Below are 15759 nucleotides of genomic sequence, written 5' to 3'. Positions count from 1 at the left end.
TTTTACACTAGACCAATATCGACCCACTGCAAAGCGGGCGCCCTGTGAACGCCCATCGACGCCGGACCGCTCACTACCCGATCCCCGCACGACTCGTCGCCGGTCAGGCTCGGTTCAGCCTGTTCGTGATAGGGTTCGAAGTATGAAAAAGCCCCTGCTCCTCGTCGGCGTCGCCCTCACGCTGACCACCGCCGCGGCCTCCGCCGCCAAGCCGCAACCCACGCCGGACGAGCAATTGCAGACCGCGCTTGCCGGACGCGTCGCCGGCAAGCCGACGAGCTGCATCAACCTCGCCAGCGTCACCTCGACCCGCATCATCGACGGCAAGGCGATCCTGTACCGGGTCGGCGGGCGCCTCTATCTCAACGAACCGCGATCGGGTGCGCCCTCGCTGCGCGACGACGACATTCTGGTGACCAACACCATCGGATCGCAATTGTGCAGCATCGACACGGTCCGCCTGGTCGATCGTGCCTCGCAATTCCCGCGCGGCTTCGTCTCGCTGGGCGATTTCGTCCCCTATACGATGCCCGCCAAGGACACGCTGCGCTGATGGCATCGGGGGTCGTCCCGCGTTAGGGGGCGGGATGGACCTCGATGACCAGATGCGCCGCTATTTTGGCACCGCCGACCTCGATGCGGTGCCGCCCGCGGCCTATGACGCCGGGATCGAGCGGATGCAGGTCGATCTCGGCCTCGAAACCGATCGCGCACGACGGTTCGCCCTGTGGACGCTGCTGCACATGCTGGGCGCGGCACCTGCTCTCGATATCGTCTTTCCCGACGCTGCCGATCGCGATGCCGCGCGCAACTGGATGGAATTGACCGAGCGGCTCGCGGACGCGGCTACATCGCCACCACGCGACTGAGCCGTGACACGCCGCGCTCGTCGAACGCCTCCACCGCGACATAATAGCGCTGGCCCGTGGTCAGCGCGCGCAGCGGCAGCGTTGCCGCGTCGCCACGCGCGACCCGGTCGGCGAATACTTGGTAGGTCAGCGCCAGACGATCGGGGCGGATGCCCCAACGCACATTATAGCCGACAGCGCCCGGCACGCGCCGCCAGCGGATCGTCGCATCACGCGTGTCCGCCGCCCGCGTCGCCGCGAGCAGCTCTGGCGCGCCCGGCGGCGGGCCATCGGCATTGCCGAACACGCGCAGGTCGCTGATCGCGAGGTGCGCCCCCCCGATATGGCCGTGGACGTAGCGAACATAGCGGGTGCGTGCTGGCTGCGGCAGCTCGATATAAGCGTTGGGCCGATCGCGACGCGGCCCCTCCGTCGTGGCGAGCGGTCGCCATGTCCGGCCGTCGAGCGACTGTTCCAGACGAAACTCGGTGTAGATATCCGGCGCATCGCCGAAGCGGCCCGCTTTGTAATCGGCAAAGTTGACCTGCACCGCACGCACCGTCTTCGGCCCGCCCAGATCGACGGTCAGCGTCGCGCCCGGCGCCTTGCTCGGCGACAGCCAGAAGGTGCGCGGGTTTTCGTCGGTCGCCTGGTCCGGCGCGAAGCCGGGAACGCTGGCGCTCGCCGTCGCGGGCTTGCGATAGGACAACAGCATCCAGCCGGTGAACAGCGAATCCGGATCGCTGAAGCGGCGCGTCGGCATGCGCTGCGGAAAGTCGCCGAAGCGCGTCGACACGCGCATCTGCCCGTCCGCGTCGAACACCGTCGGCCACATCCCGATCCGCCGCTCGAACGTCCAATTGTAGCCGATCCACGGCGTACCGGTATTCCACCAATTGCCGTTGAGATCCTGGAACGTATTGCCGTGCCCTGCCCCCTGCACGAACCCGCCGGGCTTGTAGCCGACGGGATTGTAGGCGGCGTAGGTGAACGGCCCCATCGGCGACGTGCCGACATAGGTGCCCGTGGCATAGGCATTATATTCGGTGCCGGGCGCGCCATATTGCAGATAATAGCGTCCGCCGACCTTCGTCATCCAAGCCCCCTCCATGAAGGGCTTGATCGGCGTACCGTTCGGCAACGTGCCGCTGTGATCCTGGCCGAAGCGTTCCCAGCCATGATGATCGGGATCGAGCAGGATGAACGATATGCGGGGCGTGCCATAGGTCATCTTGCCGTCCGCGAAGTGGACCGGCGCGCCATAGATCGGAAAGACGTTCGACGAGTTCCAATAGAGATACCAGCGCTTGTCGTCGTCCTGAAACAGGTCCGGGTCCCAGGGGCCCGGCGGCACCTGCCCCGGCTTGATCGTATCCTCCAGCCCCGATTTTACCGCGCTGGGCAGCGGCGGCATGCGGCGGACGTAATAGTCGATTTTGCCGCTCGCCGGGTCTTCGGTGCTGTAGATCGTGCCCTGCGTCGTCATCGACGGCATGATGAGCAGGCGCGTGCCGTCGGACGTGACGGCAGGCGCGACGATCCCCTCGGCCGGCCAGCGGCTCGGCGTGATGAAGTGCCACGTGAGGAGGTCGGTCGATCGCCAATATCCGTCGGCGAGCGTCAGGAACAAATAATAGGCGCCCTTGAACGGCACGATCACCGGGTCGGCACCGGTGCGGTACGACACCCCCTCGTTCACCTGCTCGAAATTGTAGCGATAGTCGATGTCGACCGGATTGGCGTAGGTCTGCGGCGTCGCGGCCGCCAGGATCGAGAGCAGCAGGGTCATCGGTGCGCCTGTACGAAGAGGTTGGTGGTCAGCCGCCCGACGCGCGGATCGGTGGACAGCGGCATGTCGGCGGGGATGATGCCCGAATGGAGCAGGCAACCCTGATAGAGAACGACGCGGTCCCGCTTCGCCGCGACCGCGCCGATCTGGTCGAACGCGGCGTTGCTGGCATTGGTATAGCCCGACAACAGAGCGCTATCGCGGCGGGCGGCGGCGATGAAGGCGTCGCGGTTGCCGGCATCGACCCGCTCGATCCCGGTGCTGCGCTGGCGATAGAAGGCGGTGCCGCTGCCCGGCGTATCGGACAGATAGTGGAGCACGGCGAGATAGCCCGGATCGACCGCATCGAAATGCGGCGCGCGCTGCGCCGGTGACAGCGTGGCGGGCGGCGCCGTGACCATCGAGAAGCTGCCCTCGATCCAGTCGAAGCCCTCGACATCGAACGCCCCGCCGATGAAGGGCGCCAGCGTCTGGAGCAGCGCGGTCGCATAATCATGCGCCGCGCCGTCCGCCGGCGTCAGCACTCGCCGCACGCCGGGATAGTAGCTGCCCGCCACCGCCGGAAACGGCGCCAGCGCCGCAGCCAGATCGACGATCCGGCCGACATCGCCGACGACATCGTCGACCACGACGACGGGACTGTCGCTGGCCCCGACCCGGATCAGCCGCGGCGTCATGCGACCGCCGCGGCCATGCGTGCAGACGCGGGGATCGTCACGACCCCCGCCCCCACCAGATCAGAAGCTGAACTTCGCACCGACCTGGAACGACCGCGGAACACCCGTGGTGCCGTCGCCGTCATTCTTCTTGATCGGGTTGGTGCCCGATCCGGCGCCCCAAGCCGAATAGTTGCGGTTGATCGAGTCGAACAGGTTGAAGGCAGCGAAACTGACCTCCAGCCCGCGGCCCCAAGGCAGGTTGAACGTCTTCGAGATGCGGGCATCGACACTGCCGTAGCCGACGACTTCACCCGGCCAGAACACACCGCCGAAGTTGCCGTAGCAGCAAGCGTTCTCCGGCTTGTTGGCCGGGAAGATGACCTGGCCGAACGACGGACCCGAGCTGAACGTGCCGGTCAGCGACACCTTCGTATCCCACGGACCACGTGCGATGCCGGTGCCGACGAAGCGCCACTTTTCGACGCCCGCGACATAGTTCATGCCATAGGCACCGAAGCGCGGTGCGTTGTACAGCTCGTCACCCTGCAGTTCCTGCGGCACGTTCGAACGTGCGCGCTGCAGCGTCAGCGTCGAGGTGAAGCCCCACCTCGACCCGGTCACGAACGGCTTTTCCGCAGTGAAGTAGATCGCGGTGTAATAGGCCTTGCCGTCGTTCGAGCCGATGTTCAGCTTGCCCGAATAGCCCGGCAACTGGCCCGACTCTGGGAAGCCGTCTTCGATCCATTGGTCGCCCTGCGTGGTGTACAGGCCGTTGGGCAAGCGGTTGCCGCGCACGAATTTGAAGATGTTGTGGCTGCGGACGTGGCTGAACGTCACCGCCGTTTGGATCCCGCCGAAGCGCTTGCGCACGCCGAAGTTGAACTGATCCGAATAGGGCAGCTTGGTATCGTTGTTGAGCAGCCAGACGTCACCACCCAGACCCGAAGCGGTCACCGCCGAGCGCAGGCCATCGACCGTCTTCAGCGACGCATTGTAGGCGAGATAGTTGTTCGGCAGCACGCCGCCGTTGGATGCGCGCGCCTGCGCACAGGTCGGCTGGCCGGCGCCATCGCAGAAATACACCGTCGGCGCCGACTGGTAGATCGCCTTTACCGTCTCGATGCCCGCCGTGATGAACAGCGGACGGTCGTAATAGCGGCCGGCACCGGCAAACAGGATCGTGTCGCGATCGCCGTACACGTCGTACGATACGCCGAGGCGCGGCTGGAACGCCTTCCAGTAGGGCTTACGGTTGTTGCCGGTCGAGATATAGTCCTCGGGGTTGATCCCCGCGGCCTTCCAGCCCTGATAGTTACGCAGCGCAGTCGCGATACGCGCGGGGGTCACGAAGTTCTCGTTCTTGGCGTTGCTTTCATAGTCCCAGCGGATACCGGCATTGATCGTCCAATGCTCGTCGGGCGACCAATCGTCCTGCAGGAACAGGCCCACCTGCGTGTTGTTCGCGGTCGCGGCGCGCACCGGCACCGTCGTCACCGAACCCGCAAACGGAGTCGATGCATCGAAGGTGCTGTAGGACGGCGCGGCAAAGAAGAAAGTGCCGTTGCTGCGCGAATCCTCAGTCCGGCCGTATTTGTTGAAGGCTACGCGAACGCCGCCCTTCACGATGTGCTTTTCACCGAAGAAAGTGACGTTGTTCTTGATCGTCCAGCTCTTCTGATCGTCGGACTGCTGGAACGACGCTCCGCCAAGCGCCGCCTGCGTATCGGTCGACGCGCCGACACCAACCGGCCCGGATGCCGGCCCCTGCGACAGAATGATTTCCGGCCCCGAGCCAATGCGCGGAGTGCCGTTGAAAACCTTCTGATACGCGCCGGTAAACTCGTTCAGGAACCCATCGCCGCGGTGGGTCCATTCCAGCTGATAGGTGTCGTTGTTGCTGGTAAGTAGGCGGCCGTGCTCAGGCACCGACGTTCCGCCAAAGTCCGACAGATTGCTTTCGCGACGCAGGAACGCGCTGGCGTTGATCGTGTCCTTGTCGCCCGCGAACAGGGTCAGCTTACCGAAATACAGGCGCTGCTTGAAGCTCTGCGGATAAGTCCCGTTGAACTGGCTCGCGATCGACTGTGGCACGTTGGGTACAACGGTGCCGTTGTCGAGGGTACGCGTGGTCTGCAGGTTAACCGCCGTCGACGGCAGCTTCTGGTCCGTCGCCTCGAACGCGCCGTAGAAGTGCAGCACGTCCTTGATGATCGGACCGCCCAGATCGCCGCCATATTGCTTGCGATCGTAATCCGCCTTCGGGCGGCCCTCGCGGTTGTTCGTCTTGCCGGGCCGATCGAAATACGGAATGCCGATGAACGCCTTGGGCTGCCATTCGCCGAAGATGTCGCCGTGGAAGCTGGTGCCGCCGGTTTTCGTCACCGCGCTGATGATCGCGGAGCCGGCCTGTTCGTATTCCGCCTTGAAGTTCTGCGTATCGACGCGGAATTCCTGCACGGCCAGCTGCGGGAAGGGATTGCCGCGGCTGAAGTTCTGGCCGGCGATACCGCCGTGGTTGACGGGATTCTTTTGGCTGAGGCCGTCGATGAAGACGTTGATGTTGTCGGCGCTGACCGCACCGGCCTGCACCTGGCGGCTGCCCGGCGAGTTCGAGATCGCGACGCCCGGCGCGAGCGCGGCGAAGTTCAGGAAGTTGCGATCGTTCTGCGGCAGGCTGTCGATCTGCTGCGTCGACACGTTGGTTGACACGATCGCCGAGCGGACTTCCTGCCCACGGCGACCCGTGACGACGATGTCGGTGCCCGTGCCTGCGTCCGTGCCGGCGGTATCGGCCACAGGCGCCGCCGCACCGATGTCGAAGGTTACGACCTGACCGACCGGAATGACCAGCTGCTCGGCGGGCAGACCGGTCGCCTCGACGCGATAGGTGCCCGGGCGCAAGCCCGCGATCGTGTAGCTGCCGTCGGCGTTGACACGGCCGCTGATGCGCTGGCCGGTATTCACGTCGGTCGCAGTGACGGTCGCGCCTGCCTGCGCGCCGGTCACGCGGCCGCGCAGCGTCGAGTTGATCTGCGCCATCGCCGGCGCGCTGATGACCAGCGTCGCGGCGAGGGCCGCTGCCGAAATGCCGCGCCCGAAGCGCGCACGATGAATCCTGGATGCCATTTCAAACCCCTCCACGTCGGTCCCATCGCCCCGTTTTTGCTCCCGTGGAAACCGCCGACGCGCGACGGCTCCACGGATCGCGGAGGGCGTATGGAACCGGTTACTCGCCCGCGTAACCGGTTACAACCGCCTGTCTGACGCGCCGGTCAGGATCGGTTCATTATCCGCCGGATTGTTGCTTGCGTGTCACAGTCGGTGGCGGGCGGAGCCGCTCAGCCGACTTTGGGCGCCTGGCAGTGGCGCGCGATGAAGGCTTCGTGCGTCGGCAGGCCGGCGGCGACATCGGCGACCACGTCCTCGACATCCTTCAGGAAAGCGGTGGTGTGTTCGGCGGGAATCATGTCGACCATCGGGTCGTGATGCGCCTGCAACCCCTGCCCCAGCAGCACCTGCACCCAGCTCTCCTCGCGGAACAGTTCGGCCTTGGCATGCATGAAGAACCGGCCCGAGGATCGGAACAGCTCCAACCGCTCGGTCAGGCTGTCGGGCACGGGCATATGCTTCAGGTAACGCCAGAACTCCGTGTCCTCGCGCGCCGTCACCTTGTAATGCGCGATGATGAAGTCGCGCACGTCGCGATATTCGAAATCGGTCTGGCGGTTGTATTCGTCCGTATCGGCGGCGTTGAAGCCGCGCCCGGGGAACAGCGCGATCAGCCGCAGGATGCCGGTCTGGATCAGGTGGATGCTGGTCGATTCGAGCGGCTCGAGAAAGCCGCCGGCCAGACCCAGCGCGACGACGTTCTTCTCCCACGCGCGGTGGCGCTTGCCGGGGCGGAAGCGGACGGGGCGCGGATCGCCGAGCGCGGGGGTGTCGAGATGTTCGAGCAGCGTCGCCGCCGCCGCCTCGTCCGACACGAAGCGGCTGGCATAGACATGGCCGTTCCCGGTGCGATGCTGCAACGGGATGCGCCACTGCCAGCCCGCCCCGTGCGCGGTCGCACGCGTGTACGGCGTCAGCGGCCCCGTCCCGCGCGCGCTCGGCACCGCAAGGGCACGGTCGCACAACAGCCACTCGCTCCAGTCCTCATAGCCCACGCCCATCGCGTCGCCGATCAGCAGGCCGCGCATGCCGGAGCAGTCGACGAACAGGTCGCCATCCACCCTGCTGCCATCGGCGAGCACGACATGGTCGAGGAAGCCGTCACTGCCACGCCGGTTGGCGGCGACGATCCGTCCCTCGATCCGCTCGACGCCCGCCGCCTCTGCCCGGCCGCGCAGGAAGCGCGCGAACAGCGAGGCATCGAAATGATAGGCGTAATCGATGTCGGCGATCGGCGACTGCGGATTGCTGGGGTCGGGCATCGCGAAGCGATTCATCCGCGCCGCCAGCGTGTTGAGCGCATAATGGTCGAGGTGCTTCGCCCGCCCTGCCGCACGCTCCTTCAGCCAGAATTGGTGGCAGTGCAGCCAGTACAGGTCCTGCCCGATCTTGCCGAAGCCATGGATATAGCTGTCGCCGGGCGCGCCCCAGTTGCGGAATTCGATGCCGAGCTTGAACGTCGCCTGCGTCGCGCGGACCATCTCGAACTCGTCGATGCCGGCGAGGCCGTTGAAGGTACGGATCGCGGGGATGGTCGCCTCGCCGACGCCGATCGTGCCGATCTCTTCCGATTCGATCAGCCGGATCGTGTAGGCGCCCAGCGTCAGGCGCGACAGCAGTGCCGCAGCCATCCAGCCAGCGGTGCCGCCGCCGACGATCGTGATCGTCTTGAGCGGGGGGTTGGGATGGGCGTCGGTCATCGAAGGCTCGCTCAACATATTACGTCCCAATAGCCGTCATCCCCGCGCAGGCGGGGATGACAGGCGGGCTTATCTCACCCCAGCCATCCCCCGGAGAACCCCGCCCGCTGCAAGCCGCGGCGGATCGCGGGCGAGCGGCGCATGACGCGCCACACGCCCTCGTCGCGGGTGTTCGCGATGGCGCCGGCGATCGCACCCTGGTCGATGCCCAGGTAATCGCGCGCCACCCAGCCGCTCTTCGGGTCGACCGACCCCGTCTCCAGCTTAACGTCGGTATAGCGGAACGAGGGGTTGAAGCTGTCGAGGAAGCCGTATTTGCCATACAGGTGCGGCCAGCGCTGCATCGCATTGGCCGCCGGTATGCAAATCTCGGGCGCGAAGGCGAGGCTGCCCAGCGCCGCGGTCGGCGCGATCGTACCGTCGTCGCGCTCGTCGGGCTGGCCGAGCGGGCCTCGGGCGGCATAGCCGAAGAACTCCGCGGTCCGCCCCTTGAACGGCAGCTGAAAGTTGCCGGGGCCGTCGCAGGCGGTCAGGCCCCAGATGTCGCGCGAATAACCGTCCCAGTGCATCGGATTGGCGATGCAATAGGCCCGATTGGCATAGGTCGCGCGGCGGCTGTTCTCGAAATAATCGAAGCCGGCGGCCCGCATCGTCTCATCGCGAATGCCGCGGAAGTCGATCCACATCTGGCTGTATTGATGGCCGAACAGCGGCGCGAAGGCGAGGTGCCGCGTGTCCCCCTGCCCGCGCCAGAAGGCGGGATAGCTCTGCGCCCAGGCGTCCCACGCCCCGTCGGCAAGCGACCGGCCGCGGCTGCCGAGGCCGACGACATAGACCATCATCCCCTCGTTATACCCGTCCCACGCGCGCTCGATGAAGCCCTTGCCGGGATGCCAGCCCATCGACACGGTGCCGCGCGCATTGGTGAACCACGGCCAGTCGGCCCGATCGGTGATCAATTCGGCAAGCCGGCGGATCTCCGCCTCCACCGGATCGGCCTGATCGTACCAGGCACCGGCGAACAGGATGCCGAGGAACAACAACGTCGTGTCGACGCTGGACAGTTCGGTGTCGCGATAGCGCTGCCCGGTTTCCATATCGAGGAAGTGGTAGAAGAAGCCCTTGTTCCCGGTCATGCCGGTCGGCGCATCGCCCTGCGGCGCAGTCGCGAAGAAGCGCAGCGTCGTCAGTGTCAGGTCGCGGGCTTCCTTGCGCGTGATCCAGCCACGCTCCACGCCGATCGGATAGGCCGTCAGCGCGAAGCCGACCGCGGCGATACTGGCGAAGGACGGCGTCGGCCAGCGATCGGGCACCAGCCCGTTCTTGCGATTGGCGAGGTCCCAGAAATAGCGGAAGGTGCGCTGTTCGAGGTCGCCGAACCATGCCGGCAGCGTGGTTGCGGCAGGGGCGGCCAGCGCGTGGCGGGGCAGCGCGCTCGCGGCGGCGGCAAGCGGCGCATGGCGCAACAGCGCGCGGCGATCGAGAGACAGGGTCATGACGTTAGGGCTTCCGTGGTGGTGCGGATGACGAGATCGGTGGCGACGACCTGCGTGTCGGGGGTCAGCGTGCCGCCCTGCAGCGCGTCGATCAGCCGGGCGACGGCCCGCGCGCCCATTTCCGCGAGCGGCACGCGCATGGTGGTGAGGCCGAGATACCGCGCGAGGGGAATGTCGTCGAAGCCGGTGACCGCGACGTCGCCCGGCACCGACAGGCCCTGTTCGCGCAAGGCCGCGAGCACGCCCAGCGCCATCATGTCGTTGGCCGCGACGATGCCATCGAAGGCGACGCCGCGCGCGCGCAGCATGGCGACCGCCGCCGCGCCCGAATCCTCGCGGAAGTCGCCTTCGATCACCACCGGTTCGATGTCGGGCGCGTGGCGCGCCATCGCGGTGAGGAATCCCTCGCAGCGTTCGCGCGCGTCGATATTGCCCGCAGGCCCGCCGACATGGACCAGCCGCCGCCGCCCGGTCGCGGCGAGGTGCGCGACGACCGTCGCGATCCCTTCGGCATTGGCGATGCGGAAGCCGGCGCGCCCTGCCCCGTCGAGCGAATTGACCAGCACAGCCGGCACGCCGCCCGGCAGCGCCTCGCGCAAGCCCTCCGCATCCAGCTGCGGCGCCATGACGATCAGCCCGTCGACGCGCCCGCGCATCGATCGCATCGCCTGCGCCGCCAGTTCGGCATCGGCGTGCATATTGGACAGCAGCAGATGATAGCCGCGCGCGCCGACCTCACGGTCCATGCCGCGCACGATTTCGGAAAAGAACTCGCCGTGCAGGTCGGGCAGCACCACGCCGATCGCATGGCTGCGCGCCAGCGACAGGCTGCGCGCGCCGGCGTGCGGCACATAGCCCAGCGCCTTGGCCGCCGCGAGTACGCGCGCGCGCGTATCGGGATGGACACTGCTATGGCCGTTCAAAGCACGCGAGACAGATGCGACCGATACTTCAGCGACTTGCGCGACGTCGCGGATCGTGGCCGATGCCGACTTCAACCCTTATCCTCCCCCTGCCGTCCGCTGGCCGCGAACGATCATCCGTGCGTGAACCGACACGTCTTGTACCGCACGCCCGGCCTGTGTAACCGGTTACAGGCAACGGTCAACGCGAAAAGCCGGAAGCATCCGTGCAAGCGCGGACGCTGGACGATAGCAGATCAGGGGAGAGGCTGGAACATGACGGATCACACCATTTCGCGCCGCGCGGCGCTGCTCGGCGCGGGCGCGGTCGCCGCATGGGCGGCCAGCCCGGCGCGCGCGCTGCTGGCGCAGGCGGACGGCGTCGCATTGCCGCCGCGGGTCGAGGCGATCCTGGCGGCGATGACGCTGGAGGAAAAGGCGGGTCAGCTGCAGCTCAACGCCGCGGCGTGGAGCGGTGGCGTCGCCACCGGCCTCAACCCGCCGTCGAACGGGCCCAGCTTCGACGGCCAGGTCGCCGACGCGGTCGCGGGCAAGCTGACCGGCGTGTTCAACGGCAATGGCGCGGAAATGGCGCGGCGGATGCAGGCCGCGGTGATGCGCGATTCGCGCCTCAAGGTCCCGCTGATCTTCGCCGCCGACGTCATCCACGGCCACCGCACCATCTTCCCCGTGCCGGTCGCCGAAGCCGCCAGCTTCGACCCCGATCTGGCAATGCGCACCGCGCGCATGGCAGCGTTCGAGGCCGCGGCGGCCGGCATCGACTGGACCTTCTTCCCGATGGTCGACATCGCGCGCGACCAGCGCTGGGGCCGCACGATGGAGGGCGCGGGCGAGGACGTGTTGCTCGGCAACCTGTTCGCCGCGGCGCGCGTGAAGGGCTTCCAGGGCAAGAGCCTCGACGCGAACGATGCCGTCATGGCCTGCGTCAAGCATTTCGCTGCTTATGGTGCGGCGGAAAGCGGCCTCGACTATAATATCGTCGACCTGTCCGAACGGACGCTGCGCGAAGTCTATCTGCCGCCATACAAGGCCGGGTTCGATGCCGGCGCGATGAGCGGCATGGCCTCGTTCAACGAGATCGACGGTATCCCGTCCACCGGCAACCCCTGGCTGATGAAGCAGGTGCTGCGCGACGAGTGGAAGTTCCCGGGCATCATCGTGTCCGATTACACCGGCGACGAAGAGATGATCGCCGCGGGCTTCGCCAAGGACGGCAAGGACGCCACGCGCATCGCCTTCCTGGCGGGCGTCGATATGAGCATGCAGTCGAACTATTACGCACAATACCTCCCTAGTCTCGTGCGTGAAGGCGTGGTGCCGCAGGAGGTGCTCGACCGGTCGGTGCGGCGCGTGCTCGCGGTTAAGCAGATGCTCGGCCTGTTCGACGACCCCTTCCGCCGCATCGACCGCAAGCGCGAGGTGGCGCGGTCGCGGACCAAGGCGGCGATCGCGTTGTCGCGCGAGGCGGCGCAGAAATCGATGGTGCTGCTGAAGAACGACGGCGACCTGCTGCCGCTCGACCCCGCCCGCAAGATCGCGCTGATCGGCCCCTTCGCAAGCGGCCAGCACGACCTCAACGGCCCATGGGTCGTCTATGGCGACAACAAGCAGGCGATCGACCTCGCCACCGGCCTGCGCAATGCGGGTGCTGCCAATGTCACGGTGACGCAGGGGTCGAACGTCGAGGAGCCGCTGGCCGGTGGCATCGACGCGGCGGTCGCGGCGGCGCAGGCCGCGGATGTCGTCGTGCTCGCGATCGGCGAGAGCGAGAATATGTCGGGCGAGGCGCAGTCGCGCACCTCGATCACCGTGCCCGCGCCGCAGATGGCGCTCGCCGAAGCGGTGGCGAAAACGGGGAAGCCGATCGTCGTCCTGCTCAAGAACGGCCGCGGCCTCGCGCTGGAAGGTGCGGTGAAGGACGCATCCGCGATCCTCGTCACCTGGTTCCTCGGTTCCGAAACCGGCAACGCCATCGCCGACGTGCTGTTCGGCAAAGTCGGGCCGTCGGGCCGCCTACCGCTGAGCTTCCCGTATGAAAGCGGGCAGGAGCCTTATTATTACGCGCACAAGGCAACCGGCCGCCCCGCGCCCGCCGGCCCGCGCCAGCCGTACAAGGCGCAATGGCGCACCGCGCCCAATGCCGCGCTCTATCCGTTCGGCCACGGCCTGACCTATGGCGCAGTCAGCTACGACGCGCCCGTCGTGCCCGCGACGCTGCCATGGGATGGCAAGATCACTGTGTCCGCCACGGTGACCAACACCGGCAAGCGCGCGTGCGAGGAACTGGTACAGCTGTATATCCACGACCGTGTCGCCAGCATCACGCGGCCGGTGCGCGAGATGAAGGCGTTCCGCAAGGTTGCGCTAAAGCCCGGCCAGAGCGAGACGGTGACGTTCACGCTCACCCGCGCCCAGCTGGAATTCCTGGGCAAGGATCTGGCGCCGACCGTGGAGCCGGGTACGTTCGACATATGGATCGCGCCGTCCGCCCAGGCCGACGGCGTCCACGGGACCTTCGATCTGGTCCGCTGAATGCCCATAGCGTGATGACAGGGCGTTGATCCCACCGCACCGTTCGCCCTGAGCCTGTCGAAGGGCGGGGCGCCCCTTGCAAGGTCCGTCCTTGCGGGTGCCTGTGCTTCGACAGGCTCAGGGCGAACGGTTCTCCGTCATGCCGTCCGGCTTTATGGCTACCGACGGGGGCGGATCGGGTTGAACGCCATCACCAGCGCGGACAGCGCGAAGCAGGCCAGCGGGATCAGCGCAATCGTCGTCCGCATCGTCGCCAGCATTTCGGGCGTCTGCGCCACATTGGCGACATAGCCCGCCTGTCCGAACGCCTGGCCGATCACCACCGTCGCCAGGCCGATCGCAACCCGCTGCAACAGCGCGGCGAGGCCGAACAGCGTACCCTCGACCCGCACGCCAGTGGTGCGCTGGCCGTGCTCGACCGCATCGGGCAGCATCGCCCAAAAGGCGAAGTGCAGGCCGACCGTCGCCGCCTGCATCGCGATCAGGAACAGCTGCGCCGTGCCCGCTCGGGTGACATCGGCCAGTGCGAAGACGATCAGGCCGGCGGCACACAGGCCGACCGCAACGAACCACAGCCGCCGCACGCCGATGCCGCGCGCCACCGCCATCCACGCCGGCACCGCCACCGCGCTCACCGCCATCATCGACGCCAGCGCCAGCTGCCCAGCGCCCTCGTCGCCGACCGCATATTTGAAATAATAGAGCACCGATTTGTTGAGCACAGTGGTCGCGACGATCATCGCCATCATCGCCCCCGCCAGCGTCACGAACGCCCGGTTGCGCGCCGCCAGCAGCAGCGAGGTGGCGATCGAGGGCACCGGCCCTGCCGGCCCGTCCTGCGCCGCGATCGCATCGCGAAACGTCCAGCCGACGCCGACCAGCACGAGGCTGGCGATCCCGGCGAACAGCCACGCCGCGCCCAGGAAGGCGCGCGGCCCCTCCCCCACCTGCATCAACGCGCCGCCCAGCGGCACCGTGCCGATCGCCACGACCACCGCGGCGAGCGTGCCGGCCAGCATCCGCAAACCCGCGACGAACGAGCGGTCGCGATCGTCGCCGCTCACGCGCGCCGACATGGCGAGATAGGGGATGTTGACGCAGGCGTAGGCGGTGCGGAACAGCAGATGGCCGACGACGACGAACACCGTCGCCGCCACGCCCGTCACCGGCGGCGGCGCATAGGCGGCGACGAAGGCGAGCCCCAGCGGCACCGCGCCCCCGACCAGCGCCAGACGATAGCGGCCGGGTGCGGCGTGCCGATCGACCAGCGCGCCGACCGCGAAACTGACGATACCGTCCCACACCGATGCGGCGAAATAGATCGCTGCCGCCGTCTCCACCCCGATGCCGAGCGCGTCGGTGTAATAGAACAGCAGGTAGAGCATGGCGCTCTGCCAATAGAGGTTGAAGGCGAAGTCGCCGGCCGCAAAGCCCGCAAGGCGCCATCGGCCGACACGGCCCGGCTCACGCTGTTCCTGCTCCATCCCCGCCCCATCGACTGCGCGGCCGGCGATGTCGAGAGGGCGTTACCCCAGCGTCCGGTCGAGCCAGCGCGCGAACAGCTGCGGCCACAGGCCGGCAGGCGCATTGTCGGGGCCGATGCCGTAGCCGTGGCCGCCCTCTTCGAAGAAATACGCCTCCGCCTTCACCTTCGCGGCCTTCAGCGCGGTGAGGAACAGCTCGCTATTCTGCCACGGCACCGCGCCGTCATCCATCGAATGCGCGAGGAAGGTCGGTGGGGTCGTCGCGGTGACATGCTGGGCGGGCGAACGCCGCGCCACCAGTGCCGCATCCGGGTTCGGCCCCAGCAGCAATTGTGCGGACAGCGGATGGGTAAGCGGCGGCGCGGCGGCGATGACCGGATAAAGCAGCCCGCCGGCATCCGGTCGCGCGCTGCCCCGGTCCGCGGCGTCGCGCGGGGCGTAGACGCGCTCGTCAAACCCCGTCAGCAGCGAGGCGGCGAGGTGCCCGCCCGCGGAAAAGCCCAGCACTGCGACCTTGGCGGGATCGACGCCATATCGCGCCGCCCGCGCCCGGATCAGTCGCATCGCCCGCTGCGCATCCTGCAACGGCACGTCGGCGCGCGGCGTCCAGCCCTCGCCGGGCAGGCGATAGGTCAGCACGAACACGGTATAGCCCAATCTGGCGAACACGTTCGCCACGCCGACACCCTCGTTGCGGATCGATACGAAGCTGTAGGCGCCGCCCGGCATGACCAGCAGCGCCCGGCCGTTCGTCTTGGCGGGCTGGAAGACGTGCAGGTCGGGCATCGTCACGCCGGTAACGAACGTGGGGCCGCGCCGGTCGAGGTCCTTGCGCGCCACGAACGGACCGCCCGGCGGCGCTCCGTCCCACAAGGGTATCCGCTCCGCCGCTTCCCAGGCCGGCGGCAGTTCGCCGCCGCCGGGCGGCGTGTGCAGCGGCTCGCGCGCCGCGGATGCCGCGCCGGCCACCATCGCAGCCGCGCCTGCGCCCAGCAGCAGCGCGCGCCGATCGATCCGTCCCGTGGCGTCGTCCATGCGGCCCCTCCCTCGTCACTCTGGTCCGGACGGATGCCATAGCGGAGTCCCGGTGCATAGGCCGTCGCTGCCCGGGCCACGATGCCGGAATGCGACCAGTGGCGATTGCCTTGATGCGCCGCGGG

Annotated in this window: 11 protein-coding genes; 3 read left to right on the top strand and 8 right to left on the bottom strand. The window is 67.5% G+C overall.

All coding sequences use genetic code 11. The features are described from left to right. Positions 1–142: 142 nt before the first annotated feature. Positions 143–553 (top strand): hypothetical protein, encoded by a 411-nt coding sequence (locus SPHME3_RS0107555; protein WP_017979775.1) that lies wholly within the window; start codon positions 143–145, stop codon positions 551–553. Positions 554–587: 34 nt separating this feature from the next. After that, positions 588–869 carry a hypothetical protein gene (locus SPHME3_RS0107550; RefSeq protein WP_017979776.1) on the top strand — a complete coding sequence of 94 codons (282 nt, stop codon included), beginning with the start codon at positions 588–590 and terminating at the stop codon, positions 867–869. On the opposite strand, the gene SPHME3_RS0107545 is transcribed toward SPHME3_RS0107550, so the two are convergent. From SPHME3_RS0107545 to SPHME3_RS0107520, 6 genes are all read right to left on the bottom strand, one after another. Then, positions 847–2637, bottom strand: coding sequence for a discoidin domain-containing protein (locus tag SPHME3_RS0107545; RefSeq protein WP_017979777.1), 1791 nt, complete (start codon positions 2635–2637; stop codon positions 847–849). The two genes, SPHME3_RS0107550 and SPHME3_RS0107545, sit on opposite strands and share 23 nt — an antisense overlap. Beyond that, positions 2634–3314, bottom strand: a complete 681-nt coding sequence (locus SPHME3_RS0107540) for a DUF6445 family protein (RefSeq protein WP_017979778.1) — start codon at positions 3312–3314, stop codon at positions 2634–2636. Before SPHME3_RS0107540 ends, SPHME3_RS0107545 begins: the two co-directional genes overlap by 4 nt. Positions 3315–3374: 60 nt before the next feature. Next, positions 3375–6422: an outer membrane beta-barrel protein gene (locus SPHME3_RS0107535; RefSeq protein WP_017979779.1), complete on the bottom strand. Its 3048-nt coding sequence runs from the start codon at positions 6420–6422 to the stop codon at positions 3375–3377. Positions 6423–6634: 212 nt separating this feature from the next. Further along, the gene (locus tag SPHME3_RS0107530; RefSeq protein WP_017979780.1) at positions 6635–8182 is read right to left on the bottom strand and encodes a tryptophan halogenase family protein; all 1548 of its coding nucleotides are present in this window, start codon (positions 8180–8182) and stop codon (positions 6635–6637) included. A 56-nt stretch (positions 8183–8238) separates the two neighbouring features. Then, positions 8239–9660, bottom strand: a complete 1422-nt coding sequence (locus tag SPHME3_RS0107525) for a glucoamylase family protein (RefSeq protein ID WP_017979781.1) — start codon at positions 9658–9660, stop codon at positions 8239–8241. Next, positions 9657–10658 (bottom strand): LacI family DNA-binding transcriptional regulator, encoded by a 1002-nt coding sequence (locus SPHME3_RS0107520; RefSeq protein WP_017979782.1) that lies wholly within the window; start codon positions 10656–10658, stop codon positions 9657–9659. Before SPHME3_RS0107520 ends, SPHME3_RS0107525 begins: the two co-directional genes overlap by 4 nt. 180 nt (positions 10659–10838) lie before the next feature. On the opposite strand from SPHME3_RS0107520, the gene SPHME3_RS0107515 reads away from it, so the two are divergent. Beyond that, a complete protein-coding gene (locus SPHME3_RS0107515) occupies positions 10839–13115 on the top strand; it encodes a glycoside hydrolase family 3 N-terminal domain-containing protein (RefSeq protein ID WP_017979783.1) in 2277 nt (758 codons plus the stop codon). A 158-nt stretch (positions 13116–13273) separates the two neighbouring features. Here SPHME3_RS0107515 and SPHME3_RS0107510 read toward each other — a convergent pair whose 3' ends face one another. Together SPHME3_RS0107510 and SPHME3_RS0107505 are read right to left on the bottom strand one after the other, a co-directional pair. Further along, positions 13274–14599, bottom strand: a complete 1326-nt coding sequence (locus tag SPHME3_RS0107510) for an MFS transporter (protein ID WP_017979784.1) — start codon at positions 14597–14599, stop codon at positions 13274–13276. 42 nt (positions 14600–14641) lie between these two features. Then, on the bottom strand, positions 14642–15634 hold the full coding sequence (locus SPHME3_RS0107505; protein WP_017979785.1) for an alpha/beta hydrolase: 993 nt from the start codon (positions 15632–15634) through the stop codon (positions 14642–14644). Positions 15635–15759 lie beyond the last annotated feature (125 nt).

Origin of the sequence: Sphingomonas melonis DAPP-PG 224, from assembly GCF_000379045.1 — a bacterium.
In the GTDB taxonomy this organism is placed as follows: Bacteria; Pseudomonadota; Alphaproteobacteria; order Sphingomonadales; family Sphingomonadaceae; genus Sphingomonas; species Sphingomonas aquatilis.
This window is presented reverse-complemented; position numbering and strand designations above follow the sequence as displayed.

What these genes read in the sequence shown, in the direction of transcription:
- SPHME3_RS0107555 (WP_017979775.1), top strand. Translation starts at nt 143, where the DNA reads ATGAAAAAGCCCCTGCTCCTCGTCGGCGTCGCCCTCACGCTGACCACC.
- SPHME3_RS0107550 (WP_017979776.1), top strand. Translation starts at nt 588, where the DNA reads ATGGACCTCGATGACCAGATGCGCCGCTATTTTGGCACCGCCGACCTC.
- SPHME3_RS0107545 (WP_017979777.1), bottom strand. Translation starts at nt 2,637, where the DNA reads ATGACCCTGCTGCTCTCGATCCTGGCGGCCGCGACGCCGCAGACCTAC.
- SPHME3_RS0107540 (WP_017979778.1), bottom strand. Translation starts at nt 3,314, where the DNA reads ATGACGCCGCGGCTGATCCGGGTCGGGGCCAGCGACAGTCCCGTCGTC.
- SPHME3_RS0107535 (WP_017979779.1), bottom strand. Translation starts at nt 6,422, where the DNA reads ATGGCATCCAGGATTCATCGTGCGCGCTTCGGGCGCGGCATTTCGGCA.
- SPHME3_RS0107530 (WP_017979780.1), bottom strand. Translation starts at nt 8,182, where the DNA reads ATGTTGAGCGAGCCTTCGATGACCGACGCCCATCCCAACCCCCCGCTC.
- SPHME3_RS0107525 (WP_017979781.1), bottom strand. Translation starts at nt 9,660, where the DNA reads ATGACCCTGTCTCTCGATCGCCGCGCGCTGTTGCGCCATGCGCCGCTT.
- SPHME3_RS0107515 (WP_017979783.1), top strand. Translation starts at nt 10,839, where the DNA reads ATGACGGATCACACCATTTCGCGCCGCGCGGCGCTGCTCGGCGCGGGC.
- SPHME3_RS0107510 (WP_017979784.1), bottom strand. Translation starts at nt 14,599, where the DNA reads ATGGAGCAGGAACAGCGTGAGCCGGGCCGTGTCGGCCGATGGCGCCTT.
- SPHME3_RS0107505 (WP_017979785.1), bottom strand. Translation starts at nt 15,634, where the DNA reads ATGGACGACGCCACGGGACGGATCGATCGGCGCGCGCTGCTGCTGGGC.